The sequence below is a fragment of the Yersinia aldovae 670-83 genome (assembly GCF_000834395.1).
In the GTDB taxonomy this organism is placed as follows: Bacteria; Pseudomonadota; Gammaproteobacteria; order Enterobacterales; family Enterobacteriaceae; genus Yersinia; species Yersinia aldovae.
On record NZ_CP009781.1, the window covers coordinates 98,355 to 123,465 of the forward strand.

Genomic DNA, 25,111 nt, shown 5'->3' on the forward strand with positions numbered 1-25,111 from the left:
CAGGAGCCTGCATAGATGGCCATTACTAATTCCCTGACCAATAGCGATTACGGTATTAACAGTACTGCTGGCACCAGCTCTACCTCTGGTAGTGGCAGTACCAGTCAGGATCTGCAAAACAGCTTTTTGACCTTGCTGGTGGCGCAGTTGAAAAACCAAGACCCGACTAATCCAATGCAAAACAACGAATTGACTACGCAATTAGCGCAGATCAATACCGTGAGTGGCATTGAAAAACTGAATACCACTCTGGGTTCAATTTCCGGCCAGATTGATAGCAGCCAGTCGCTGCAAGCCAGTAGTTTGATTGGTCACGGCGTGATGATACCGGGTACGGCAATATTTACCGGCAGCAAAGATGGCACGGTGACTACCACGCCATTCGGCCTTGAGCTGGAACGTCCTGCCGATAAAGTCACCGCGACTATCAGTGACGGCAATGGTCAGGTGGTGCGTACCATTGATATCGGTAGCCTAACAGCGGGCGTGCACTCATTTACCTGGGATGGCTCACTGGACGCGGGTGGCAATGCGCCAGATGGCGCTTACACAGTAAGCATTGCCGCCAGCAATGGTGGTGAATCGTTGGTGGTAACGCCGCTGAGCTATGCCGTGGTCAATGGTGTAACCCGTGGTAGCGATGGCTCCAAGTTAGATCTCGGTCTGGCTGGCACCATCACTATGGATAAAGTGCGGCAGATTTTGTAATTCAGTGATGGCACTTATGAGTCATCACTGAAGTGGTAAGCGAACCGTGTGGTGAGCCATTCAGATGCAATGGCTGGCTTCAAATTTTAAAAATAGCGTTTGATATCTTATCAATACGTCAGGTCTGTAACGGACCCCCGAATCTAACGGAGAAGAAAATGGGCTTTTCTCAAGCTGTCAGCGGTTTGAACGCAGCATCCAGTAATTTGGATGTGATCGGTAACAACATCGCCAACTCGGCGACATCAGGTTTTAAAGCCGGCTCAGTTTCTTTTGCCGATATGTTTGCGGGTTCCCAAACCGGTATGGGCGTGAAGGTTGCCGGGATTACTCAGGACTTCAATGACGGTACCCCAACCACCACCAACCGCCGTTTGGATCTGGCTATCAGCCAGAACGGTTTCTTCCGTATGCAAGACAGCAGCGGCGGTGTTTACTTTGCCCGTAACGGCCAGTTCAAACTCGATGAAAACCGCAATATCGTCAACATGCAAGGTTTGAGTTTGACCGGTTATCCGGCAACCGGCACACCACCAACCGTTCAGCAAGGCGCGAATCCGGTGCCGCTATCTATTCCACAGGACATGATCACGGCCAAAGCAACCACATCAGGCAACATGGTCGCTAACCTGACCTCTACCCATAAAGTGATTACCGACGCATTCGACCCGCAAAAGCCAGATACCTACAGCTTTGTTAATAATATGACTACGTTTGATAGCTTGGGTAACCGCCACGATATCAATGTGTATTTTGTTAAGACCGCTGAAGATTCCACCGGTGGTAACACCTGGACGGTGTATACCAAAGACAGCAGCGCGACACTGAAAGATGCCACTAAGCCATATGATCCAACTGATCCGGCCGCCGCATCAGCGCGTGGCACAATGGTATTTGATACCAATGGTGCGCTGAAAAGTGTGACCCCAACCGGCGGTACTACCAGCACCACCGACTTCAATATGACTATCCCGATGGGTGTGGTTAATGGTGCTCCGGCACAAACCTTTGATCTGAATGTGGCGGGCAGCAAACAGCAGAACACCGGTACTGACAGTATCACGGCACAAAACCAGACGGGCTATGCCGCAGGGGAATTCACCGGTTTCCAGGTCAATAAAGACGGTTCCGTAGTAGGAACATACTCCAACCAACAAACCCAGTTACTGGGCCAGATAGTACTGGTTAACTTCTCTAACCCTGAAGGCTTGGCCTCTCAAGGCGATAACGTCTGGAAAGAAACCCAGTCATCCGGTAACCCAATCCTTGGGACGGCGGGCGGTGGTGGTTTTGGCTCATTGACCAGTGGTGCGTTGGAATCCTCTAACGTGGATTTGAGCAAAGAACTGGTAAACATGATTGTGGCGCAGCGTAACTATCAGTCTAACGCGCAAACCATCAAAACCCAGGATCAGATCTTACAAACTCTGGTTAACCTGCGTTAATCAAACTGACGGGGCTAGCTCATGGATCACGCAATATACACCGCAATGGGGGCTGCCCGGCAGTCACTGGAAAAGCAGGCGGTTACGGCGAATAACCTGGCTAATGTGGCAACGCTAGGATTTCGCGCACAGCTAACTGCGATGCGAGCAATACCTATTGATGGACCGAGCTTGATGACCCGCACGATGGTCGCCGCATCGACGCCCGGTGTCAATATCAGTCAGGGTACGATGAACTACAGTGGCCGCCCATTGGATGTCGCCTTGCAGCAAGATGGCTATCTGGCAGTGCAACTGCCCGATGGCACTGAAGCCTATACCCGTAACGGTAACATTCAGATTTCATCCAATGGGCAAATGACGGTGCAGGGCTATCCGCTGATGGGGGATAACGGCCCGATTGAAGTGCCACCGCAGGCCGCGGTCACCATTGCCGCCGATGGCACTATCTCAGCACTCAACGCTGGCGACTCACCCAATACCATTGCTCAGCTTGGTCAGATCAAACGGGTCAAGGCGACGGCGGGTGAAGTGATGCATGGTGATGATGGGTTGTTCCATTTAACACCGGCAACACAACAGGCGCGTGGCGCGCAACTGGCAAATGATCCGCTGATCAAGATAATGCCGGGAGTGTTGGAGGGCAGCAACGTGAAAGCGGTTGAAGCCATGACAGACATGATTGCCAATGCCCGCAGTTTCGAAATGCAGATGAAAGTCATTCACAGCGTGGATGAAAACGAACAGCGCGCTAATCAGCTGTTAGCAATGGGTTAAGCGCGCAGGCGCAGAGGAATAAACTGATGATCCCATCATTATGGATTGCCAAAACCGGTTTGGATGCACAACAAACCAATATGGACGTCATCGCCAACAACCTGGCGAACGTCAGTACCAATGGTTTTAAACGCCAGCGGGCGGTTTTTGAAGATTTACTGTACCAAACCATGCGCCAACCGGGGGCGCAATCCTCCGAGCAAACTACCTTGCCATCTGGCTTACAGATTGGTACCGGGGTTCGCCCGGTGGCGACCGAGCGTTTGCACAGCCAGGGTAATCTGTCCAAAACGGATAACTCGAAAGATATCGCAATTAAAGGCGAAGGGTTCTTTCAGGTGCAAATGCCCGATGGCACCAATGCTTATACTCGCGATGGGTCTTTTCAGGTGGACCAAAACGGCCAGTTAGTGACATCAGGCGGTTTTCAGATTCAACCGGCGATCACCATTCCGGCGAATGCGCTGAAAATGACCGTGGGGCGTGACGGGATAGTCAGTGTCACTTTACCGGGGCAAACCGCCACCCAGCAGGTTGGGCAACTTACCCTCACCACATTCATTAACAACAGTGGGCTGGAAAGTGTCGGTGAGAACTTATATCAGGAAACCGCCAGCTCTGGTGCGCCGAATGAAACCACGCCAGGTCTGAACGGCGGTGGCTTGCTGTATCAAGGCTATGTTGAAACCTCTAACGTCAATGTGGCGGAAGAGTTAGTTAACATGATCCAGACGCAGCGAGCCTATGAAATCAACAGTAAAGCAGTTTCAACCTCAGATCAGATGTTGCAAAAACTGACTCAACTGTAAATCCGCTTTCAGGGGGCAATTTAGCCCCCTGACGGCCACAGAATAATGCGTATTTGAGGCTGGCTATCGCGGCCTCCAACAGGTTACAGGACTGATAATCAGAGATGGACAGAAAGCCGCTGCGCAAATCAGGTGAATTGAAATGGATCTGTATGCCGTTGACGGCGATGCTGCTCAATGGTTGCGCGTATATTCCGCATAAACCTCTGGTGGAAGGCACCACCTCAGCCCAGCCCGCCCCCGCCAGTGCGCCATTGCCAAATGGTTCTATTTTTCAGGCAGCTCAGCCGATGAACTATGGTTATCAGCCTTTATTTGAAGACCGTCGCCCACGTAATATCGGTGACACGTTAACCATCACTTTGCAGGAAAACGTCAGTGCCAGCAAAAGCTCTTCAGCCAATGCCAGCCGCAATGGTTCCAGCAAATTTGGTGTGGCGACCGCGCCGCGTTATCTGGAAGGATTATTGGGTAATGCGCGTGCTGATATGGATATCTCTGGTGACAATACCTTTGGTGGCAAGGGTGGCGCGAATGCCAACAACACGTTCAGCGGTACTATTACCGTGACCGTCGATCAGGTGCTGGCTAACGGCAACCTGCATGTGGTCGGTGAGAAACAGATTGCAATCAATCAGGGAACCGAATTCATCCGCTTCTCTGGGGTAGTTAACCCACGCACCATCAGCGGCAGCAATACCGTTACCTCAACCCAGGTTGCGGATGCACGTATCGAGTATGTGGGTAATGGTTATATCAATGAAGCGCAAACCATGGGCTGGTTACAGCGGTTCTTCCTTAATATCTCACCGTACTAAGAGGCCCAATGATGCGCAAACAGTCACTCTTCATTTTATGTATTACCTTGATTTCGCTGGTGTGGATACCGGCGAAAGCCGAGCGTATCCGCGATTTGGTGACCGTTCAGGGTGTGCGGGATAACGCGTTGATCGGTTATGGCCTGGTGGTCGGGCTGGATGGTTCTGGCGACCAGACCATGCAAACGCCGTTTACCACGCAAAGTCTGAGCAACATGTTGTCGCAATTGGGGATTACTGTGCCACCGGGCACCAATATGCAGTTGAAAAATGTGGCTGCGGTGATGGTGACGGCCAAATTACCACCATTCTCCCGCGCCGGGCAGACCATTGATATTGTGGTTTCTTCAATGGGTAACGCTAAAAGTATTCGCGGCGGCACATTGCTGATGACCCCATTGAAAGGGGTGGATAATCAGGTCTATGCATTGGCTCAGGGGAACGTGTTGGTGGGCGGTGCCGGTGCTTCATCGGGGGGGAGCAGTGTTCAGGTAAACCAATTAACCGGTGGTCGGATCAGCGGTGGGGCCACCATTGAGCGTGAATTGCCAACCACTTTTGGTACCGATGGCGTGATTAATCTGCAACTGAATAATGAAGATTTTACCCTGGCGCAGCAGGTGAGTGATGCCATTAACCGTCAGCGCGGATTTGGCTCCGCCACGGCGCTCGATGCGCGAACTATTCAGGTGCGGGTTCCGCGTGGTAACAGTTCTCAGGTGCGTTTCCTGGCTGATATCCAAAATATCCCGGTGAATGTCGATGCCGGTGATGCCAAGGTGATTATCAACTCCCGCACCGGTTCGGTAGTGATGAACCGCAACGTGGTATTGGATTCCTGTGCCGTGGCGCAAGGGAATCTCTCCGTGGTGGTGGATAAACAAAATACTGTCAGTCAGCCAGATACGCCATTTGGTGGTGGCCAGACCGTGGTGACACCTAATACCCAGATTTCGGTACAGCAGCAAGGTGGTGTGCTACAGCGGGTTAATGCCAGCCCGAACCTGAACAATGTCGTTCGCGCATTAAATTCACTGGGGGCAACGCCGATCGATCTGATGTCCATTTTGCAAGCGATGCAAAGTGCCGGCTGCTTACGGGCTAAATTGGAAATTATCTGATGAGTGATTTGATGGCTATGTCCGGGGCGGCTTATGACGCCCAATCACTGAATTCACTAAAGCGCGATGCCGCCATCGATCCACAGGGCAATCTGAAGCGGGTTGCCCAGCAGGTGGAGGGGATGTTTGTGCAGATGATGCTGAAAAGTATGCGCTCCGCGTTGCCGCAAGATGGGGTGATGAACAGTGAGCAGACCAAACTTTACACCTCGATGTACGATCAACAAATTGCGCAGCAGATGTCGGCTAAAGGATTAGGGCTGGCCGACATGATGGTTGAACAGCTCTCCGGCACCACCTCGCCGAGCGAAACCGCAGGTACGGTGCCAATGATGCTGGATAACGACGTGCTGCAAACGCTACCGGCACATTTGCTGGCGCAAATGATGCGCCGCGCGATACCGACGCCACCGGCCAATAATATGGTGGTATTGCCGCAGAGTACCGGTAACTTTGTCGCGCGGATGTCTATTCCGGCGCAAATTGCCAGCCAGCAAAGCGGAATCCCGCATCAGTTGATTGTGGCTCAGGCAGCGTTGGAGTCCGGTTGGGGGCAACGTGAAATCCCAACCGCTGATGGTAAAACCAGTTACAACGTCTTTGGTATCAAAGCGGGGAGTAACTGGGATGGGCCAGTCAGCGAAATTACTACCACCGAATATGAACAGGGTGTGGCGAAGAAAACCAAGGCGCGTTTCCGGGTGTATGGCTCTTACGTGGAGGCGGTGAGTGATTATGTTAAATTGCTAACCCAGAACCCACGCTACGCCAATGTTGCTGCCGCCCAAAGCCCAGAGCAGGGGGCGCACGCTCTGCAAAAAGCGGGCTACGCAACAGATCCGCAATATGCGCAGAAACTGGTCAGTGTTATCCAGCAAATGAAGAATGCCGGCGAGCAAGCAGCAAAAGCATACAGCAGCGACCTAAATCAGTTGTTCTAAATAGGCTATTTTACTTGCCGCTTTGGGATTGGACAGTGCTCGGCACCGTTACGTAGCCATAATTTACAAAGTCATGGTGATCGCTCTGTTACCTGTGCGCTGACCGTACCTAAACTGTCTGCGGCAATAACGCCTATTGGATTGGTGATGATCGAGTTTTACCCCCATATTTTTACTCAAGTTTTCCTAAGTCTGGCCGATAATCATGACAGGCTGTGCGGGGGCTTAGGTCTCCTCAGGCAGTATCCCAATATTAATTAATGCAGGCGCTGCGTTGCTCGTCGTCTGCGGTAAAAGGATTTCTTTATGTCCAACAGTTTAATGAATACTGCGATGAGTGGTCTGAGCGCCGCGCAATATGCCCTGAGCACCGTCAGTAATAACATCACCAACTTTCAGGTGGCAGGTTACAACCGTCAGAACGCTATTTTTGCCCAAAATGGCGGAACGCTAAGTCCGGCCGGTTTTCTGGGTAACGGCGTGACGATTACCGGTGTTAATCGTGAATATAACGCCTTTATTACTAACCAGTTACGTTCTTCACAAACGCAAAGCAGCGGGTTGACTACCTATTATCAGCAAATTTCGCAAATTGATAACTTGCTGTCAAATAGCTCAAACAACCTCTCTACCACCATGCAGGGTTTTTTCAGTAACCTGCAAAATCTGGTGAGTAATGCCGGTGATGACGCTGCCCGTAAAACGGTGTTGGGTAAAGGCGAAGGTCTGGTTAACCAGTTCCAGAATGCAGACAAATATCTGCGTGATATGGATGTTGGTGTAAACCAAAAGATTACCGAGAGTGCCACGCAAATCAATAACTATGCTGAGCAAATTGCTAAGTTGAATGACCAAATTACCCGCCTACGGGGTAGCAGTGGCAGCGAACCGAATGCGTTACTTGACCAGCGCGATCAACTGGTAACAGAACTGAACCAGATTGTCGGCGTGACGGTGACCCAGCAAGATGGCGATGCTTATAACGTCTCTTTTGCCGGGGGGCTGTCACTGGTACAAGGGCCGAATGCGTATAAAGTTGAAGCTATTCCGTCCAGCGGGGATGCGACCCGTTTAACCCTTGGCTACAAATATGGCAGCGGCGATACACTCGAAGTCGATGAAAGCCGCCTGACGAACGGTAGCCTTGGTGGAACCTTGAAATTCCGCAGTGAAGCCCTGGATAGCGCCCGTAATCAATTGGGGCAACTGGCGCTGGTAATGGCTGACAGCTTCAACACCCAGCATAAAGTCGGGTTTGATGCTAACGGCGATGCCGGTACTGATTTCTTCAGTTTTTCCGACCCGACCACGCTGAAAAATGCCCGCAATCAGGGTGATGCCGGTTTGAGTGTGTCTTACACTGATACCTCAAAGGTGAAGGCCAGTGATTACAGCGTTGAGTTTGACGGCACTAATTGGCAGGTTACCCGCTTATCTGATAATACCAAAGTGCCAGCGAACCCTGTGCTTGATGGCAGTGGTAAAACCACCGGTCTAAGCTTTGATGGCGTGGCGGTCAGCATCGATAACGGCACTGTTGGCCCGCAGGCAAAAGACAAATTCACCGTGAAAACGGTATCTAACGTAGCGGCCAATTTGCAGGTTGCTATTTCTGACTCCAGCAAGATTGCGGCTGCGGGAACCAAAGACGGCGGTGCCAGCGATAATACTAACGCACAAGCGTTATTAGATCTGCAAACCAAGAAACTGGTGGATGGCAAAGCGACACTCTCGGGTGCCTATGCCGGTTTAGTCAGTAACGTCGGTAACCAGACCGCTACTGCGAAAACCAACAGCACGGCGCAGGCTAATATCGTCAAACAGTTGACCGCCGAGCAGCAATCTATTTCTGGGGTAAACCTGGATGAAGAGTACGGCGATTTGCAGCGTTTCCAGCAATATTATCTGGCGAATGCGCAGGTTATTCAAACTGCCTCGACGCTATTTAATGCGCTTCTGGGTCTGCGTGGTTAAGTGATTACCTGCGGTTATTTGTCGTGCCGTAACTTATTTTATATCGAGTTAAGCCCGTATTATTGTTGAGAGACATTTGCGGGCTTGGCAATTGCTAAAAGGAACTGACATCGTGCGCTTAAGTACCAGCATGTTGTATCAGCAAAATATGCAGGGCGTGACTAACGCCCAATCACTTTGGATGCAGTCGGGCCAACAACTTTCTACGGGTAAGCGCGTCGTCAACCCATCGGATGACCCGATGTCCGCTTCTCAGGCCGTTATGGTATCGCAAGCTGAGTCAGAAAATAGCCAATACGCACTCGCACGCAGCTTTGCACGCCAGAGTTCATCATTGGAAACAACGGTTTTGGCACAAGCTACCAGTACCATTCAGTCGATTCAAAGTATTATTATCAGTGCTAAAAGTGACATATTGAGTGACGATGATCGCGCTTCTTATGCCACTCAGTTACAGGGTTTGAAAGACCAGTTAGTCAATCAGGCTAACACCACTGATGGCAACGGTCGTTACATCTTTGGTGGCTTCAAAAGTGACAAGCCTCCTTTTGCGGTCAGCGCAACTGGTGCGGTAACTTATCAAGGTGGCGATGTAGCGATTGAACAAAAAGTGGATGCCAATCGCTCAATTACGGTTGGGCATACCGGTTCCAGTGTTTTTATGGCTCTGACCAGTAACGCAAAACCAGAGCCTGATGACGCGATGGGGACACCGGTTGCCTCTGAAGCTAATATCTTCAATACCATTGATACCGTGTTGAACTCGCTGAAGGTGCCTTTGCAGGGTGCAACAGATGCAGTTAAAGATCAGGCCAATGCGGATATGGACAAAGGTATCCGCGGGATGGCTAACTCATTGAATAATGTCTTGTCTGTGCAGGCAGAGATTGGTACTCAACTACAAGAACTGGATAATCTGGACAGTTTGGGCAGTGACCGCACGCTTATCAATAAACAACGATTAAGCGATTTGGTGGATGTCGATTGGACTGCGACCATCTCATCCTATGTGATGCAGCAGGCGGCGTTACAGGCCTCGTATACCACGTTCACCAATATGCAGGGCTTGTCGCTGTTCCAACTGAATAAGTAACTCGTCTATGGCCCGTAGGCTTGCCCTGCGGGTTGTATCCCCTCAATAGCGTTAACCCGCCATACCACTCAACACCCCAGCCAGCCGGTCAAAAATTTCGCCGAATAAATGTTCTGCGAAGGGGGCCAGCAGCGGCATCATTAATCCCATTGAAATAATACCAATGGTTAAGGTGAGCGGGAAACCTATCACGAACACCGAGAGTTGTGGTGTCATGCGGTTGAGCATCCCTAACGCCATATTCAGGGTTAGCAACAGGGTTATCATTGGCAACGCCAACATTAGCCCGCTCATAAAGATTAAAGAACCGACTTGAGTTAATGCCAGAAAACCGTTGCCATTGAGGGGTTCTAATTGAATAGGAATCGTATGAAAACTGTCTGCCAGCAGTGAAATTAACCATAAGTGGCCATCAAAGGATAAGAACAGCAGCATTGCCAGTAAGTTAAGGAGTCGTGCCAGTACCGGCATATTCGGGCCGCCGGAGGGGTCGAAGAAGGTCGCAAAGGATAATCCCATTTGCAAACCAATCACTTCACCGGCCAGGCGGATCGCGGCAAAGGCAAATTGCATGGTCAGGCCAATCGCAACACCAATAAGCACTTGTTGGCCCGCAACCCAGATAGCGCCAATGGAGGCGATAGGAATATTGACTGGCGGCAGGGAGGGGGCAATCAGAAAGGTAATCAATACGCCTAAGCCGATCTTAACTTTGCGGTTTATCTGCTTCTCATTCAATATCGGCGCAGTGCTGATCAGCGCCAGTACGCGGATAAGTGGCCAGAAATACTGGCTGACCAATGCGCTAAGTTGAGTGGTATCAATAGATAACATGTTTAACCAATCAACGTGGGCAGGCTGGTAAACAGATTACGCATGTAGTCCAGAATTAGATTTAGCATCCACGGGCCGGCAATCACCATTGTGGTAAAAACAGCCAGTATTTTGGGAATAAACGACAGCGTCATTTCGTTAATCTGGGTGGCGGCCTGTAACAGACTGACAATCAGGCCGCTTATCAGTGCGGCTAATAATAAGGGTGCCGCCAGAGCAAGGGCGATTTTCATTGCCTCAACGCCGAGGGCCATTACTGATTCAGGTGTCATGACAGTCTACCTTAGCTATAAAAACTCTGTGCCAGAGAACCCAGTAGCAACTGCCAACCATCAACCAGGACAAATAGCATTAGCTTGAAGGGCAGCGAAATACTGGCCGGGGGCACCATCATCATCCCCAATGCCATTAGCACGCTGGCTACCACCAGATCGATAATCAGGAAGGGAATAAACACGGTAAAACCGATTTGGAAGGCGGTTTTTAGCTCGCTGGTGACATAAGCAGGTAGCAGAATGCGCATCGGTACCACCTCCGGCCCTTCCAATGGCGGTAGATTGGCTAAACGGGCGTACAGGGCTAGATCAGATTCACGCGTTTGGCGCAGCATAAATTCACGCAACGGTTGCGAGCCTTTGTCTATTGCGACTTCCATGCTTATTTTGTCCTGACTGAATGGCAGATAAGCATCCTGATACACCTTGTCAAACACCGGTGACATAATAAAAAAGGTCAGAAATAGCGTCAGACCGAGCATCACCTGATTCGGTGGCGCTGAAGGGGTGCCCAAGGCGTTGCGCAGCAAGCCAAGCACGATAATGATGCGGGTAAAACTGGTCATCATCAGCAAAGCGGCGGGCAGGAAGCTCAGCGTGGTGATAAAAACCAGCGTTTGCACCGGTAAAGACCAGCTTTGGCCACCGTTTGCCAGTGGCTGGCTGATAATGCCGGGCAATTGAGCCAAGGCCGCCGGAGAGCAGAGTAGGGTGAGCAGCAGCAAAGAGACTTTATTTATGAATGGACGTAAAGACATCATGCTGATTTTTCCGGATGTTTCAGGATCTTGTTCAGTAACTGGCGGAAATCAGCCGGTTTTGTGCCGCCTACCGACAACGGATTATCTGTCTCTTCGACCGGCGGGCGCACCAGCGTGTGCAGTGGTGTAACTTGTTGTGCGGTAACACCCAGCACCAGCCAGGTATTATCCACTTCGACAATGACCACCCGCTCACGCTGGCCAACTTGACAACTGGCGCGTACATTCAATAGCTTGCTGTTACGTGCCTGCGGCGCAAAACCTAAACGGCGCACCAGCCAGGCGGCGCACAGAATGAGCAGTAAGATCCCCCCCAGCACACTGCCTACTTGCGTTAAAACACTACCGGCAGGCATCGCAGCAGGGGCTGATTGCACCGCAATACCAGGGTGGCTGGCGGCAAAGCCGGTTGTCGGTGTTTGCTGTAGGGCGGCGGTTGTCTCTGCCACCGAGCTAACAGGTTGTATCTCAGCGCTCATTAGCGGCTCAGGCGACGCATACGTTCGGACGGTGTAATAATGTCTGTGATGCGCACGCCGTATTTGTCAGCGACCACCACGACTTCACCTTGAGCAATCAGATAACCGTTAATCAGAATATCCAGTGGCTCACCCGCCAGGCCATCGAGGGAGACTACCGAACCCTGGGACAGGCGCAGTAACTCTTTAATGGTCATTTTGGTGCGGCCCAGTTCCACGGTTAGTTTTACCGGAATATCCAGAATCAAATCGATATCTTGCAGGTTACCCAGTGCGTCCGGCGCTTCCAGCGATTTGAATACGCCTTCGGTTGTGGCCGCTGGTTTCTCTGCTGCTTGCTGCTCATCAAACGCATTAGCCCACAGATCGTCCACGGATTCCTTTCCATCACCAGACGGAAGCTTAGGGTCACTCATTGGGCTGTTCCTCATTCAGAGCATTCAAAATAGGGTTAATCAAATGTTCAACTCGCAGGGCATATTGTCCGTTTAATGTCCCGTACTGACTGGTCAGCACCGGTACACCGTCGACATGGCCAATCAGTCGATCCGGTTTATCTATCGGTAACACATCACCCGGTTGTAGCTTTAGGATCTGCGACAGGCGCAGGGGGATATCGACGAAATTTGCCACCAACTCCAGCTCGGAATGCTGCACCTGTTTAACCAGCGTTTCACGCCAGTGGCTATCTTCCTGACGCGAGTTTTCCAGCGGCGGATTGGTTAGCAATTCACGCAACGGTTCTATCATGGCGAACGGAATACAGATGTTGAACTCGCCGCTCAACGCCCCGATTTCCACCTGGAAAGGGGTCGTGACCACAATGTCATTGGGGGAGGTGGTGATATTGGTGAATTTCACCTGTATCTCTGAACGGACATATTCCACATCTATTTTATAGATAGGGGCCCAGGCATCACGATAGGCATCCAATGCCAGCCGTAACATACGGTTAATCACGCGTTGTTCGGTGTGGGTAAACTCACGGCCTTCCACTTTGGTCGGGAAGCGACCATCGCCGCCAAACAGGTTATCAACCGCAATAAACACCAGGCTTGGGGCGAAAACGAACAACGCCGTTCCCCGTAGCGGTTTGAGGTGAATCAGGTTGAGGTTGGTTGGTACTGGCAGGTTGCGGGCAAAGTCATGATATGGCTGAATTTTTATCGGGCCAACGGTGATGTCTGGACTGCGGCGCAACAGGTTAAACAGCCCCATGCGGAACTGACGGGCAAACCGTTCATTGATGATCTCCAGCGCATGTAGGCGCTCGCGCACTACACGTCGCTGGGTGGTCGGATCGTAAGGTTTAACGTCTGTTTCATTACCGGCCACCGCCACTGGCTCTTCGCCACCGCTATCACCGTTTAACAGTGCGTCAATCTCTGCTTGTGAAAGAATGCTATCGCCCATAATGATTATCGCAGTATAAATGCGGTAAACAGCACATCGCTGATTACCTGATTAGGTTGACCTTTAACCATTGGCGGGCTAAGTACGTTTTTAATTTCAGCCACTAAGCGCTGTTTGCCTTCCTCATTAGAGAGACTATCGGCTGACTGACGGGAAAGCAGCAATAGCAAGCGGCTACGTACTTCGGGCAGGTAGTCGTTGAGTTTGGCGCGCGTGGTATCATCTGGCAGCCTTAACGTTAATCCGATATAAAGCACGCGATCCAGATTGTTATCTGGTGTGATCAGGTTGACCGTAAAGGTTTCCAACGGCATAAATACCGGGATAACAGGAACCGCTTTCGCTGTGGTGGGTTTACTCTTATTGAGAACCCACCAGCTATAACCGCCGCCCGCACTGGCTGCGACCGCAACCAGCACCAGCAGAATCACCCAAATCGAACTTTTACGCTTGGCCGGGAAGGTATTATCAGACATGGAGAAGACAAATTCCTGTTTCGGTATCAAACCGGTGAATCACGATAATATCTTGGGGCAACTTACCCCAAGGTATCCGAATTATTACTGACGATTATCCCGCGTATCTTCAATGCCAATAGGCAGAATAGGCGGAGAAAAACGGCCCAACTTGCCCGTTTGTCCTTTTTTGGCGAGAATCACCTCAATATTAGGCGAAAATATCAACGCCCCCATTGCCGTTAGCTAATGACTGCAACGCCGCAGGGGTGACCAATGGCGTTGAGGCGAGCGAGTCAGCGGTTGCCAATTCGCCATAAGCGGGCTGCCGGCCGGAGGCAAAGCCTTGCTGATTCTGCTGGTTTTGCTGTTGCGCCTGCTGCCATTGGCCTTCGCTACCAACGCTGCTTTGACCCAATTGAATTCCACTTTCGGCCAACGCACTGCGTAAGCTCGGCATTGCGGCCTCAAGTGCAGCACGCACCTGACTGTGTGCTGAGGCAAAATGCAATTGTGCCTGGTTATCGTCCATTTTCAGGCTGATCTGCAATGCCCCCAATTCTTGCGGATGCAGGCGTAATTCGGCATTTTGCTGGCCATTACGACTGAACATCACCACCTGTTGATTCAGTGATTGCTGCCACTCCTGACTACCCAATAGCGCACTTAAATGACCGCTGACCGGTGCACTGACCAACGAACTCGTCGTCGCAGGCATCACCGGGCTGGAAACTGGCGGCAGAGAGGGGGTGATCGTCGTTGATGTTAAAAGTGTTTTATCGGCACTGGCTCCGCTGAGGGCGTTTTCTACCTGCGCGGTCAACGGGGTTGCTTTGGCGGTGATACTGCTATCAACATCTTGTGCATTCAAACGCAGCAATTTATCTTGTGCGGTTGTTTTGGTTTTAGCCGAGATACCCGGTAGCAAGTCACTGCCTGCTGTGGTTTTATCACCCTTTACATTGCCCACGGTGCCGCCAATCAGTGCCGCCAGGCCTTTGTCCTGCGAGGTTAGTCCGATCAGTGTAGCCGCATCTTGTTTGGTACTGCCTGCATTGCTCAGGCTGCTGCTATCCGCTATTGCAGTTTTTTGCCCACGGCTGGCGCTGCCAAGCGTGGTGGCAACCTGATGCGGTAGCATTGCCAGCAAGGTTTGCAATGCGCTAAGAGAGGCGCTATCGGTGGTTTTATCTGAGGCACTATCATCTTTGACGGTGGTTTTTTTTACATCCGCCGAGTCACCAGTTTGCCCAGCATGGGTCAGACCAGCAGGCAGGGTGGCGCTGATGTCGCCTAGCGCGGCCAATAACTGATTTAGTTTGCTGCTACCGGTGGTTGATTTCCCACCATCATCATCAGCAGTGATATCGGTTGTTGCTGCCAAAGAGGACTTTAGCGTCGAGGCATCCAGCGCCGTTAACTCTTTGCCTAACTGGTCACCCAATAATCGGGCAAAATCGGCGGGCAAACCTGCATCGGTGAACAATGCGGCAATAGATGAAGACGATGCACCTTCAGTTTCACTGGTGGTCACCGTGGCAGGCAATAGGGACAGATTCATTAATTAGGACTCCTTTGTGAGGCGCGCTGAGCGAACTCATCCATCAATTTTTGATCCAAACGGTTTTCAAGCAGGCGCTGTGAGGTGTCAGCCCGTTCCTGCAAGGTTTCAAACGCATTCAACCGCTGCTGCTTTTCTTGCCAATGCTTCACCGCCTGTTCAACTTTGTCATTCCACTGCGCCAACTGAGTACGGTGTTGGTCGATAGCCAGTTCTAATGTCTGGATAAACTGCTGATAATTCTGCCAACTGGACGATGCCATGCCGTTGCTTAGCGTGTCATTTAACCGCATCCGGTACTCATCCTGATAAGTCAGTAACATCGTCAGTTGCTGTTCAGCATTTTGGTACGAGAGGCGTACCTGCCCCAATCGGGTGCTCGCTTGTTCGACCGCCTTCTGGGCCAGTTCGCACAAGGTGACGAGAGGTGATTGACTTTTCATCGTATTATTCCTATGACAAAGTGCAGCATTCCGAGTACCGGCTATCATCTTGATTCCGGTTTATTAGCCAGGAAACAGGCTTTTCAGGTGCTGGCAGGCATCGTCGTAGCTGCTGCGCTCAAACATGCCTTGCTGCAAGAAGATCTCCATTTGTGGATAGAGGGCGATTGCCTTGTCCAATAATGGGTCACTACCGGCGGCATAGGCTCCGACGCTCACCAGATCGCGGTTACGCTGGAAACTTGCCAGCAGTTGTTTAAATTGGCGAACCTGGCTGTAATGGTTTTCATCTATCAGTGAGGTCATGGCACGGCTGATGGAGGCTTCAATATCGATGGCCGGATAGTGGCCGGATTCGGCCAGGCGGCGGGACAACACCACATGCCCGTCAAGGATGGCGCGCGCTGAGTCAGCAATCGGGTCTTGTTGATCATCGCCTTCAGTCAGTACCGTATAAAATGCTGTAATCGAACCGCCACCGGAGACGCCATTACCCGCTCGTTCAACCAGCGCCGGTAATTTGGCAAATACGGAGGGCGGGTAACCTTTGGTGGCTGGAGGCTCACCGATCGCCAGTGCTATCTCACGTTGTGCCATCGCATAGCGGGTCAGGGAGTCCATAATCAGCAGCACATGTTGGCCACGGTCGCGAAAATCTTCGGCAATCCGCGTGGCATAAGCCGCACCCTGCATACGCAGTAACGGCGATACGTCAGCTGGAGCCGCGATGACGACGGAGCGTGCACGCCCCTCAGCACCTAAAATATTCTCGATAAAATCTTTGACTTCACGACCACGTTCACCAATCAGGCCAACCACAATCACATCGGCTTTGGTGTAACGGGCCATCATCCCCAACAGCACACTCTTACCGACACCGGAGCCGGCGAACAACCCCATACGCTGCCCGCGCCCCACTGTGAGCAGGGCGTTAATGGTGCGCACGCCAACATCTAATACCTGCTCGATAGCGGTACGCTGTAATGGGTTAATTGGTGGAGTGATGAGCGGTGCACGATAGCCGGTTTCAGGTGCCGGTAGGCCGTCGAGGGGTTTGGCGCTGCCATCCAGTACCCTTCCGAGAAGTTCCGGGCCGAGGGGCAATTGTTTGCTGGCAGAAGTACCGCCGGAAGTGATCCGCGCATAGACTCTGGCTCCGGGTACAATGCCTTCCACCTCTTCCAATGGCATCAGAAACAGGCGCTGCCCATTAAAACCGACCACCTCACTTTCAACTTCCTGCACTTCGCCGCCATCATGACGTTCAATCAGGCACGTTGCCCCTAACGGCAGTTGCAGGCCGGTGGCCTCCAGAACCAAGCCGGTGGCGCGGGTCAAACGTCCGTAACGGCGGATGGTGGTTGATTGACTGATGCGTTCCTCAAATTTATCCAGAGAAGAAAGCCAGCGGCCAAGGCGAATGGTCATCATAATTCTCCTGGTGCCGCCAAGCGGCACAGTTCATGCCAACGGGTTGCCAGGCTGGCATCCAGGTCACCTTCCTCAGCACTGACTTTGCAGCCGCCCGCATGAACCTGGCTGTCACCCAATAAGCGCCAGCCATGCAGGCTCAAGGTCGAGCCTAAGCGTTGTTCAACCACGGCTAAATCATTCGGATTCACCCGTAATTGCGGCTTACCGGCAAACATGGGTTCCTGCTGAAGCATTTGCTGGATTTGTGCCAGCAACGCCGTGCCATCACAAATCGCCGGTTGCCCCAGAATCTGCTTCGCTGCCGCCAGCGCCATTTGCATCAAACGTGAGGCGATAACACTGTCCAGCGCATCAAGGGTGTTTTGGAAATCTTCCACCATGAGTTGCCAGTGGGCGGTCATCGGTGCCAAATCTTTCTGGGCATCGGCCAGTGCCTGCTGATGGCCTTCGGCCAGACCGGTTTGGTAGCCTTTATCCAGCCCCTCTTGCAGGCCTTTGGCAAAACCTTGCTGACGGCCCTGTTTCTCTGCTTCAAGTTGCAAATTGACCAACACTTGATGCTCATCAACGTCGGTGGGAGTCGCGTTAGCATCCACCTCATCGGTAAACAACATACTGAGGTCCGGCGCAGAAATTTGTGTCGGCGTCTCAGATGGGCTGGCAAAATCGTTGAGTGACCACGGTTGCCAGGGCAGGGCGTTAATCCCATCAGACATAGATATCCTCGCCACCACCAATCACTATCTCGCCACTTTCCGCCAGACGACGGACGATAAGCAAGATGGCTTTCTGTTCGTTTTCGACCAGCGACATACGTACTGGCCCACGGGTTGCCAAATCGTCGCGCAGGATTTCCGCTGCACGCAGTGACATATTGCTGAGGAAACGCTCGCGCAATGCTTGATCGGCACCTTTCAAGGCAATCAGCAGCGATTCGTTGTCGATCTCTTGCAGTAAACGCTGAATACTGCGGTCGTCGACACTGACCAGATTTTCGAACAGGAACATTTCGTCGATGATTTTCTGTGCCAGTTCACCATCGTATTCGCGCACAGCATCCATAACGGTCTCTTCCTGCTGGGTTTTCATCAGGTTGATAATCTCAGCCGCCGTGCGGATACCGCCCATTTTGCTGCGTTTAAGATTCTGACCATCGAGCAGGTTGTTTAACACTTCGGTCAATTCAGCCAGTGCTGCTGGCTGAACACCGCCGAAGGTGGCGATACGCAACATGACATCATTGCGTAACCGTTCATCGAACAGCGCCAGAATATCGGCCGCCTGAGCGCGTTTAAGATGAACCAGAATGGTGGCGATGATCTGCGGATGTTCGTCGCGGATCAGGTCAGCCGCCATCTGTGGCTCCATAAAGTTGAGGGTTTCCATGCCGCTGGTGGTTTCGCGTGATTCGAGAATGTCTTCCAGCAAACTGGAAGCCCGCTCCTCGCCCAGCGCTTTTATCAGCACGGTGCGCAGGTAGTCGCTGGCGTTAACACTCAGTGCTGCGTATTGTTCAGCATCGTCTTCAAATTCAGCTAAGACATCGATCAGTTGCTGATGAGAAACCTGACGCATACTGGCCATAGTGGTACTGAGTTGCTGCACTTCGCGCGAGGATAAGTGCTTGAACACCTCTGCGGCGTGGTCTTCACCCAGGGTCATTAGCATGATGGCGCTTTTTTCAGTTCCGGTCAGGCTCATTGGTCATTACTCATCCATTGACGGATAACCAGCGCAACAACACGAGGGTCTTTATCCGCAAGTTCGCGTATACGCTGGGCCTGAACTTCAGCACTTACTTTTTGCTGATTTTTCTTACGCAGGGCCAGCTCTTCTTTACTCTGTTTCGCTGTTTCAGACGCTGCCGCTGTCTGAACAATGTTATTGACCGATGCCGCGGCATTATCTGCAACTTGCTTCTTGGCTATCATTGGACGAACCAGTTTGCGCCACAAGATCCACGCCACCAGTAGAATCAGCAGATAACGACCCGCATTCAGCAGTTGATCAAAGAATGACGGCTGTTGCCAGAAGGGTAGGGAATGACCACCGGTATCGTCGGATGCGCTAAAGGGCGTATTCACTACATTTAACGTGTCGCCCCGTGTTGTGGAGAAGCCCATTGCTTCACGGGTCAGAGATTCAACCTGTGCCAGTTGATCTTTGGTCAAAGCAATGGGTTTACCGGTTTTATCACTGCCGTAATTGACCACCACGGCCACCGATAAGCGCTGCACCATACCTGCTTGCTGCTGGGTGTGGCGGATAGTGCGGTTGACTTCAAAGTTAGTGGTTTGATCGTGGCGGCTATTGCTTGAGGTCGCACTCGATTTCGCGGCGGTCGTGGTCGCTGGGCGATTAGCGGTATTGGCTGTGTTCGCGGTTGCCCCCGCCGCAGGAGCCGCCTGAGGCGCTTCAATTGGTGCGACGGGTGCAATTGGCGGTTGATTGGATAAGGCTCCCGGCACACCACCGACATTTGTGCCACCTAATTGTTCGCTGGTGCTGACTTGTTGGGAACGAACCGCGCCCTGATTGGCATCTTGGTTGGGTTTGTACTCTTCGTCGGTTTGCTCTCGGTTGGCAAAATCAACTTGAGCGGTGACTTGCGCATGAACATTACCGTTGCCAACCATGGGGGCCAGAATGTTTTCAATCCGGCGCTGGAAACGGTTCTCGACTTCGTTGGTAAACTTAAGCTGCGCGGCATTTAAATCACGGCCTGCGCTATCGGACTGGGTCAGTAAACGGCCCATTTGGTCAACGACGGTCACATTACCCGGCGGCAACCCCGCTACGCTACTGGAAACCATGTACACGATGGCATTGATTTGGCCATCATCCAAGGCACGGCCGGGTTGCAGGGCGAGGGTTACCGATGCCGTAGGGGATTTTTGTTCACGGACAAACAGTGAGGGTTTTGGCATCGCCAAATGAACCCGCACATTCATCACTGGGCCAAGGGTGCCGATGGTTCGAGATAATTCGCCTTCTAATGCGCGTTGATAGTTGATTTGCTCGCTAAATTGGCTGATGCCAAATTTTTCCTGATCCAGCAATTCAAAACCAACCGCGCCGCCTTTCGGTAAGCCTTGTTGTGCCAAACGCAGGCGGGTTTCATGCACCTTTTCCGCCGGAACCAACAATACTCCGCCATTATCAGCGAACCGATAAGGAATATTCAGTTGTGTCAGTTGGGTGACAATATCACCCCCGTCACGGTCACTCAGATTGCTATAAAGGACACGGTAGTCCGGGCTTTTAGCCCACAGCATCAATGCAACAATGATAGCGACAGCCGCCGCCGCCGCTATCAGCAGCGGGATCTTGGGATTCGCGCGCAGGCGTGTCAGTGTCGCCGTAAAGGTGTTTTCACGATTTTCACCGCCAGTTATCGAGGCATTCATACACGTCCTTGGCCAAGCTGAACAACGTTTGAGTTAATATTCTTTATGTAAGCAGTGTGTCGAAACAAAGCAGACTCCCAAGTGGCGATGAGCAATAAAACATCAATAGCTGTTCTCCCCTTTTATGGGCAGGCCATTATTTGCTGTAAGTGATGAATTCGATGGCTCAATAAGCCGGTATTTTTGTGTCTAATTAGCCGCTTTAGCACAAAAATGATGTGTTAGGGTGTCATTCTGAAAAAAGTGATATGGCGTCATCGACTGAAATATTCTGAGGGTATGTATGTCTGTTCAAGGTATTGAAGGCGTTTTACAGCAGTTGCAGGTGAGTGCTTTGCAGGCATCAGGTTCGGTAAAAACACTGCCAGCTGAAGCTGGCTTCGCCAGTGAGCTAAAAGCTGCCATTGGCAAAATTAGTGACAATCAGCAACATGCGCGAACTCAAGCGCAGAATTTCACACTAGGCGTACCCGGCGTTGGCCTGAATGATGTGATGGTAGATATGCAGAAGTCATCAGTATCATTGCAACTCGGTATTCAGGTGCGTAATAAGTTAGTTTCTGCCTATCAAGAAGTGATGAATATGGGCGTGTGAATTGGCTTATACGGTTTCATGCGACAGCGCCCATAGATACAGCGATGCGGTGGTGCCGTAAGGCGCATAGCGGCGGCGATAGCGCTCAAAACGCTCACGCGGCAGTGTTTTGTGGTGATATAAATTCATCATGCCGCGGCGGATAGCTAAATCCCCCCAACTGACAACATCGGGTCGTGCGAGTGAGGAGATCAACAGCATTTCGGCGGTCCAGATACCGACACCATCAAGGCGTGAAAGCTGGCTAATAACTTCATCATCAGATAGCAGTGAAATAGAGGATAAATCCAGTGAGCCATTAAGCGCAGCATCAGCGGCCCCCTTAATGTAACCGGCCTTTCTCATGGTCATGCCACAACGCTGGATAGCTTCCACTGTTGTTGCCGCGACCGTCATTGGTGTTACCGTGCCCAGTAGTGCTCGCAGGCGTGCATTGACCGTTAGCGCGGCTTTGACCGAGATTTGCTGGTCAATAATATTTCTTATCAGCGCAGAAAACAGGTCACGAGATAACGGGCGCGTTATCATCCCTAGCCGTTCAATCGCTGCCGCCATTTTCTTGTCTCGCTGCTTGAGATGATTTATTTCTGTTTCACCATAGATATAAAACACGCGCTGACTCCAATTTGTATCAGACCGAGTAATAGCTGATTGTGAGTAATAAATCGCCATTCAGCCTAGCCTGAATAACCGCCTATTACCCTCCATTTATTGCGGTTAGAGTAAACTAAGGCAAAGAGATATCCTGATGACCGATCCTCTGTAATAGGGCAGAAACATCAATCGTATCTACTTTATCGGCTTGCAAATGCACGATGGCATATTCATGCCAGATACCGGATTGTAGGAATAAAATAAACAGTTCCCGGTCCAGATGATTCTCATTCACCATATTAACCATAATATTCAATGCGTCAGATAACATTTTCCCCGGTTTATAAGGGCGGTCAGCTGCCGTGAGTGCTTCAAATACATCGGCGATGGCCATCATTCTGACGGGAATACTCATTTGCTTGTAGTTAAGTTGATAGGGATAGCCTTTACCGTCCATACGTTCATGATGCCCACCTGCTATAACCGGCACATTAGACATGGTACGCGGAAACGGCAGTTTTTTTAGCATCACGATAGTTTGCATAATATGTTCGTTAATCTTGTAGCGGTCTTCCTCGGTAAGAGTTCCGCGTCGAATACTTAGATTATAGATCTCGCCCCGGTTATAGAGGAACGTAGGTTCCGGAACTTTAAAATCATAATACTCTGGACGTTTATCTTTACTGCTACGGTAAATAATGTGTTCTTCTTTATCTGCCAGCATTGGCTCCTCTACCGGCAGGATAGGGACAGGTTGTCGAGCTTTACGCATACGTTCCTCAGCAGAAATACCCGCCGTATCATCTAATGTTCTGGTCCAATGATAATCCGCAATCTGCTGAATTCGAGCGATTGCCTCATCAGACATAAATTCCCCCCCTACATTACAGTGAGCGATAAAGTAGAAGTCCTCATCTAATTGGCTTAATTCATCATTCAGTTTTTTTTGCGCGGCATCTGGTATATCGGTAGCACTATAATGACGTAAGAATTCGATTTCTTTTTCGCGTTTTAATACTTCAAACCGCATACGAATTTCATGAATTCTGTCATAGATTAACTCCAGCTTCGTCGATTTATCGACCACAAATTCGGGCGTGGTTATTTTGCCGCAATCATGCAACCAACAAGCCGTATGCAGCTCCTCCCACTCATTTTCGGATAAATCAAAATTGGCAAAAGGCCCCTCTTTGGTATTTACTGCGGCACGAGCAAGCATTTTTGTTATTTCTGGAACACGTTGGCAGTGCCCGCCGGTATAGGCACTCTTGGCATCAATCGCTCCGGCAATCAGTTCTATAAAGGCGTTGAGAAGATTTTTCTGCTCTTGCAATAGCCGTTGGGTTTCGACTGATACGGATAAGCTGCCTACCAAAGCATTAACTAGTTGAATTTTTGAGCGTTCTCGATCGGCATTCAATTCGTAAGGATTGAATAATAGTAAGAAGCCTAATAGCTGGTCATCGTGTGTTTGCATCGGAACAGCCACAAAATGCAGCGGTAAATAGGGCTGTATAAAATCACGCAATTGGCTGAATATATTGTCTTTATTAAGCGTTCCAGTGACGGTTTTTCCTTCTAAGACCGGTTTGAGTGTGGTGGAATTAACTCCCTCAATCAGCAACGAGGACATAGTTGAAACCGGAATATTTTTACCATCCCAGCGAAATGCTGTTGGTGTAAATGTTTCCCCATTCTTATCGGCCAGAAAAATAATCCCACCGGTCATGGCGGCGATATCCGTTGTTTCGTTGAGCAGCCCCTGCATTTGGCGGAAGAAATTACTTTCCGCAGTCAACATATTACCCATTGAAATAAACTGTTTGAGTGTCGATTTCATTTTCGACATTGATTTGTGCAGTTCATCAACCTCTTCAATTACCGAATGTTCTAATTCACGTTCCTCAAAATACAGATTGCTAATGGCATCAGCATCCTGACGTAGGCGAATAAGAGGTTGGGATATTTTTAGTGAAAAATACCAGACTATTGGCAAACTGAGCAGCAAAAGGATAAATGCAATTAAAGTGGAGTGATTGCGGATAGAGTTAGCATCGGCGGTGAGGTAGTCTGCTGGGGTTGCAATCACCAACTGGTATTTATTACTGCTGTTGTTGATATCGACGATTGAACCAAACCATTGCTGGTTTTGTGCTTCAAACATTATGCTACTGCTGTTGTTACTTAGCGCTGCATTATTTTGTGCAGTAACTCTATTTTTTGTGGGAATATTATTTTTCGCGTCTAACAAGACCTGTAATACGGGAGATTTCTTGGCTAAACTTGGTTCATTGGCCACTGAACTGGCGTTATTTTTTGTTTTTGGCAGGCTTGCAATAACTTCACCACGAGAGTTGATAATAATAGCCTGGCTGCCGGGGGGGAGATTTTGTCTGACTAAAAACTGCGACAGTGAAGCCAAAGAAACATCAAGTCCAATAATTGCCTGTTTATTCTCCGCCTGGCGGCTATAAGTAAAGCCAGCTTCACCTGTCCCTTTAAATATATAAATAGGAGAAGTGATAAGTGTGGGACTTGCCGATGCTAAAATAAACCAATCGCGACGGCGCGGATCATAGTTGTCGTTATCTCGTGGCATAACTGAGATAACCTGTAACTGGCTAGTGAGATAAATAAATTGCTTATCTGGCAAACTGTCTAAAAAGCGATTGCTTTGCACCATCCATGCGGCATTGTCAGGGGCATGGAATAATAAACGGTTATCGTCGGTCAGGCGACGTAGCATAAACATATCACCATTGATGTAAGCACTATACACAGCGCTGGCGTAGTTATTCTGCTTTAAAATCTCAACGAATTTACTAATAAAAGCCATTCGTTGCTCAAGAGTGGTTAGTTCTGTTATCTGCATACTGGCGAGAATATTTACCGACATCATCATTGGGCGGGTGACGGCATCTAACTCGGCAGCAATCGCTGTGCCGGTTTTTTGATACTGACGATTAGTGCTGATCTCAGTCAATTTTGTCAGTTGACTGTGGCCGTAAATAATAATTACCGTGCCGATTGAGACGATCAGCAAAGTAAATAGAGCCGCAATCTGAATATGCAAAGGATAGCGGTTTTTGAGTCCGAACAGGTTACTTAGCATCACAATCTTCCCAGCAGTTTAATATTTATTCTTGTTTAATAGTAGGAGGTACTGGCGTATTG

Annotated in this window: 25 protein-coding genes; 10 read left to right on the forward strand and 15 right to left on the reverse strand. The window is 50.5% G+C overall.

From position 1 onward, the window contains the following. The first annotated feature begins 15 nt into the window (after positions 1-15). From flgD to flgL, 9 genes are all read left to right on the forward strand, one after another. Positions 16-708, forward strand: a complete 693-nt coding sequence (gene flgD, locus AT01_RS00425; protein WP_042545648.1) for a flagellar hook assembly protein FlgD — start codon at positions 16-18, stop codon at positions 706-708. Between the two features lie 158 nt (positions 709-866). Then, on the forward strand, positions 867-2,153 hold the full coding sequence (gene flgE, locus AT01_RS00430; protein ID WP_042545649.1) for a flagellar hook protein FlgE: 1,287 nt from the start codon (positions 867-869) through the stop codon (positions 2,151-2,153). A gap of 21 nt (positions 2,154-2,174) precedes the next feature. Then, positions 2,175-2,930: a flagellar basal body rod protein FlgF gene (locus tag AT01_RS00435; protein ID WP_042545650.1), complete on the forward strand. Its 756-nt coding sequence runs from the start codon at positions 2,175-2,177 to the stop codon at positions 2,928-2,930. Positions 2,931-2,956: 26 nt separating this feature from the next. Then, positions 2,957-3,739, forward strand: coding sequence for a flagellar basal-body rod protein FlgG (gene flgG, locus AT01_RS00440; protein ID WP_004700956.1), 783 nt, complete (start codon positions 2,957-2,959; stop codon positions 3,737-3,739). Positions 3,740-3,843: 104 nt separating this feature from the next. Beyond that, positions 3,844-4,557, forward strand: coding sequence for a flagellar basal body L-ring protein FlgH (gene flgH, locus AT01_RS00445; protein ID WP_042545651.1), 714 nt, complete (start codon positions 3,844-3,846; stop codon positions 4,555-4,557). Positions 4,558-4,568: 11 nt separating this feature from the next. Beyond that, positions 4,569-5,678 carry a flagellar basal body P-ring protein FlgI gene (locus AT01_RS00450; RefSeq protein ID WP_042545652.1) on the forward strand — a complete coding sequence of 370 codons (1,110 nt, stop codon included), beginning with the start codon at positions 4,569-4,571 and terminating at the stop codon, positions 5,676-5,678. Next, on the forward strand, positions 5,678-6,619 hold the full coding sequence (gene flgJ / locus AT01_RS00455) for a flagellar assembly peptidoglycan hydrolase FlgJ (protein WP_042545653.1): 942 nt from the start codon (positions 5,678-5,680) through the stop codon (positions 6,617-6,619). Before AT01_RS00450 ends, flgJ begins: the two co-directional genes overlap by 1 nt. A 306-nt stretch (positions 6,620-6,925) precedes the next feature. Continuing rightward, on the forward strand, positions 6,926-8,593 hold the full coding sequence (gene flgK / locus AT01_RS00460) for a flagellar hook-associated protein FlgK (RefSeq protein WP_042545654.1): 1,668 nt from the start codon (positions 6,926-6,928) through the stop codon (positions 8,591-8,593). 112 nt (positions 8,594-8,705) lie between these two features. Beyond that, the gene (gene flgL / locus AT01_RS00465) at positions 8,706-9,686 is read left to right on the forward strand and encodes a flagellar hook-associated protein FlgL (RefSeq protein WP_042545655.1); all 981 of its coding nucleotides are present in this window, start codon (positions 8,706-8,708) and stop codon (positions 9,684-9,686) included. A gap of 51 nt (positions 9,687-9,737) precedes the next feature. On the opposite strand, the gene fliR is transcribed toward flgL, so the two are convergent. The 13 genes from fliR to fliF all read right to left on the reverse strand — a co-directional run bounded on the left by fliR (position 9,738) and on the right by fliF (position 20,748). After that, positions 9,738-10,520 carry a flagellar biosynthetic protein FliR gene (gene fliR / locus AT01_RS00470; RefSeq protein ID WP_004700942.1) on the reverse strand — a complete coding sequence of 261 codons (783 nt, stop codon included), beginning with the start codon at positions 10,518-10,520 and terminating at the stop codon, positions 9,738-9,740. Between the two features lie 2 nt (positions 10,521-10,522). After that, on the reverse strand, positions 10,523-10,792 hold the full coding sequence (gene fliQ, locus AT01_RS00475; RefSeq protein ID WP_004700941.1) for a flagellar biosynthesis protein FliQ: 270 nt from the start codon (positions 10,790-10,792) through the stop codon (positions 10,523-10,525). An 11-nt stretch (positions 10,793-10,803) separates the two neighbouring features. Next, on the reverse strand, positions 10,804-11,556 hold the full coding sequence (fliP, locus tag AT01_RS00480; protein WP_042545656.1) for a flagellar type III secretion system pore protein FliP: 753 nt from the start codon (positions 11,554-11,556) through the stop codon (positions 10,804-10,806). Further along, complete coding sequence (fliO, locus tag AT01_RS00485) at positions 11,553-12,035, reverse strand: flagellar biosynthetic protein FliO (RefSeq protein WP_042545657.1); 483 nt, start codon at positions 12,033-12,035, stop codon at positions 11,553-11,555. The genes fliP and fliO overlap by 4 nt, the downstream gene beginning before the upstream one ends. Continuing rightward, positions 12,035-12,451 carry a flagellar motor switch protein FliN gene (gene fliN, locus AT01_RS00490; RefSeq protein WP_042545658.1) on the reverse strand — a complete coding sequence of 139 codons (417 nt, stop codon included), beginning with the start codon at positions 12,449-12,451 and terminating at the stop codon, positions 12,035-12,037. The genes fliO and fliN overlap by 1 nt, the downstream gene beginning before the upstream one ends. Then, a complete protein-coding gene (gene fliM / locus AT01_RS00495; RefSeq protein ID WP_004700939.1) occupies positions 12,444-13,448 on the reverse strand; it encodes a flagellar motor switch protein FliM in 1,005 nt (334 codons plus the stop codon). The genes fliN and fliM overlap by 8 nt, the downstream gene beginning before the upstream one ends. Before the next feature lie 5 nt (positions 13,449-13,453). Then, positions 13,454-13,924, reverse strand: a complete 471-nt coding sequence (fliL, locus tag AT01_RS00500) for a flagellar basal body-associated protein FliL (RefSeq protein WP_004700936.1) — start codon at positions 13,922-13,924, stop codon at positions 13,454-13,456. Positions 13,925-14,114: 190 nt separating this feature from the next. Continuing rightward, positions 14,115-15,464, reverse strand: coding sequence for a flagellar hook-length control protein FliK (locus tag AT01_RS00505; protein ID WP_042545659.1), 1,350 nt, complete (start codon positions 15,462-15,464; stop codon positions 14,115-14,117). Next, on the reverse strand, positions 15,464-15,907 hold the full coding sequence (fliJ, locus tag AT01_RS00510) for a flagellar export protein FliJ (RefSeq protein ID WP_042545660.1): 444 nt from the start codon (positions 15,905-15,907) through the stop codon (positions 15,464-15,466). The genes AT01_RS00505 and fliJ overlap by 1 nt, the downstream gene beginning before the upstream one ends. A gap of 63 nt (positions 15,908-15,970) precedes the next feature. After that, positions 15,971-17,335 carry a flagellar protein export ATPase FliI gene (fliI, locus tag AT01_RS00515; RefSeq protein ID WP_004700931.1) on the reverse strand — a complete coding sequence of 455 codons (1,365 nt, stop codon included), beginning with the start codon at positions 17,333-17,335 and terminating at the stop codon, positions 15,971-15,973. Continuing rightward, complete coding sequence (gene fliH / locus AT01_RS00520; protein ID WP_042545661.1) at positions 17,335-18,057, reverse strand: flagellar assembly protein FliH; 723 nt, start codon at positions 18,055-18,057, stop codon at positions 17,335-17,337. Before fliH ends, fliI begins: the two co-directional genes overlap by 1 nt. Continuing rightward, positions 18,050-19,042 (reverse strand): flagellar motor switch protein FliG, encoded by a 993-nt coding sequence (gene fliG / locus AT01_RS00525; protein WP_042545662.1) that lies wholly within the window; start codon positions 19,040-19,042, stop codon positions 18,050-18,052. The genes fliH and fliG overlap by 8 nt, the downstream gene beginning before the upstream one ends. Continuing rightward, positions 19,039-20,748, reverse strand: coding sequence for a flagellar basal-body MS-ring/collar protein FliF (fliF, locus tag AT01_RS00530; protein ID WP_042545663.1), 1,710 nt, complete (start codon positions 20,746-20,748; stop codon positions 19,039-19,041). The genes fliG and fliF overlap by 4 nt, the downstream gene beginning before the upstream one ends. Before the next feature lie 283 nt (positions 20,749-21,031). Between fliF and fliE the strand changes: the two genes are divergently transcribed. Then, positions 21,032-21,343: a flagellar hook-basal body complex protein FliE gene (gene fliE, locus AT01_RS00535; protein WP_004700926.1), complete on the forward strand. Its 312-nt coding sequence runs from the start codon at positions 21,032-21,034 to the stop codon at positions 21,341-21,343. Positions 21,344-21,349: 6 nt separating this feature from the next. On the opposite strand, the gene AT01_RS00540 is transcribed toward fliE, so the two are convergent. Beyond that, positions 21,350-21,955: a DNA-3-methyladenine glycosylase family protein gene (locus AT01_RS00540; protein ID WP_004700924.1), complete on the reverse strand. Its 606-nt coding sequence runs from the start codon at positions 21,953-21,955 to the stop codon at positions 21,350-21,352. A gap of 115 nt (positions 21,956-22,070) precedes the next feature. Then, the gene (locus AT01_RS00545; protein WP_042545664.1) at positions 22,071-25,049 is read right to left on the reverse strand and encodes an HD domain-containing phosphohydrolase; all 2,979 of its coding nucleotides are present in this window, start codon (positions 25,047-25,049) and stop codon (positions 22,071-22,073) included. Positions 25,050-25,111: the final 62 nt, after the last annotated feature.

What these genes read in the sequence shown, in the direction of transcription:
- fliG (WP_042545662.1), bottom strand. Translation starts at nt 19,042, where the DNA reads ATGAGCCTGACCGGAACTGAAAAAAGCGCCATCATGCTAATGACCCTG.
- flgJ (WP_042545653.1), top strand. Translation starts at nt 5,678, where the DNA reads ATGAGTGATTTGATGGCTATGTCCGGGGCGGCTTATGACGCCCAATCA.
- fliF (WP_042545663.1), bottom strand. Translation starts at nt 20,748, where the DNA reads ATGAATGCCTCGATAACTGGCGGTGAAAATCGTGAAAACACCTTTACG.
- fliN (WP_042545658.1), bottom strand. Translation starts at nt 12,451, where the DNA reads ATGAGTGACCCTAAGCTTCCGTCTGGTGATGGAAAGGAATCCGTGGAC.
- AT01_RS00545 (WP_042545664.1), bottom strand. Translation starts at nt 25,049, where the DNA reads ATGCTAAGTAACCTGTTCGGACTCAAAAACCGCTATCCTTTGCATATT.
- flgK (WP_042545654.1), top strand. Translation starts at nt 6,926, where the DNA reads ATGTCCAACAGTTTAATGAATACTGCGATGAGTGGTCTGAGCGCCGCG.
- fliH (WP_042545661.1), bottom strand. Translation starts at nt 18,057, where the DNA reads ATGTCTGATGGGATTAACGCCCTGCCCTGGCAACCGTGGTCACTCAAC.
- fliP (WP_042545656.1), bottom strand. Translation starts at nt 11,556, where the DNA reads ATGATGTCTTTACGTCCATTCATAAATAAAGTCTCTTTGCTGCTGCTC.
- fliO (WP_042545657.1), bottom strand. Translation starts at nt 12,035, where the DNA reads ATGAGCGCTGAGATACAACCTGTTAGCTCGGTGGCAGAGACAACCGCC.
- fliQ (WP_004700941.1), bottom strand. Translation starts at nt 10,792, where the DNA reads ATGACACCTGAATCAGTAATGGCCCTCGGCGTTGAGGCAATGAAAATC.
- flgH (WP_042545651.1), top strand. Translation starts at nt 3,844, where the DNA reads ATGGACAGAAAGCCGCTGCGCAAATCAGGTGAATTGAAATGGATCTGT.
- AT01_RS00450 (WP_042545652.1), top strand. Translation starts at nt 4,569, where the DNA reads ATGCGCAAACAGTCACTCTTCATTTTATGTATTACCTTGATTTCGCTG.
- fliR (WP_004700942.1), bottom strand. Translation starts at nt 10,520, where the DNA reads ATGTTATCTATTGATACCACTCAACTTAGCGCATTGGTCAGCCAGTAT.
- AT01_RS00505 (WP_042545659.1), bottom strand. Translation starts at nt 15,464, where the DNA reads ATGAATCTGTCCCTATTGCCTGCCACGGTGACCACCAGTGAAACTGAA.
- AT01_RS00435 (WP_042545650.1), top strand. Translation starts at nt 2,175, where the DNA reads ATGGATCACGCAATATACACCGCAATGGGGGCTGCCCGGCAGTCACTG.
- fliM (WP_004700939.1), bottom strand. Translation starts at nt 13,448, where the DNA reads ATGGGCGATAGCATTCTTTCACAAGCAGAGATTGACGCACTGTTAAAC.
- fliJ (WP_042545660.1), bottom strand. Translation starts at nt 15,907, where the DNA reads ATGAAAAGTCAATCACCTCTCGTCACCTTGTGCGAACTGGCCCAGAAG.
- fliI (WP_004700931.1), bottom strand. Translation starts at nt 17,335, where the DNA reads ATGACCATTCGCCTTGGCCGCTGGCTTTCTTCTCTGGATAAATTTGAG.
- flgG (WP_004700956.1), top strand. Translation starts at nt 2,957, where the DNA reads ATGATCCCATCATTATGGATTGCCAAAACCGGTTTGGATGCACAACAA.
- flgD (WP_042545648.1), top strand. Translation starts at nt 16, where the DNA reads ATGGCCATTACTAATTCCCTGACCAATAGCGATTACGGTATTAACAGT.
- fliE (WP_004700926.1), top strand. Translation starts at nt 21,032, where the DNA reads ATGTCTGTTCAAGGTATTGAAGGCGTTTTACAGCAGTTGCAGGTGAGT.
- flgE (WP_042545649.1), top strand. Translation starts at nt 867, where the DNA reads ATGGGCTTTTCTCAAGCTGTCAGCGGTTTGAACGCAGCATCCAGTAAT.
- fliL (WP_004700936.1), bottom strand. Translation starts at nt 13,924, where the DNA reads ATGTCTGATAATACCTTCCCGGCCAAGCGTAAAAGTTCGATTTGGGTG.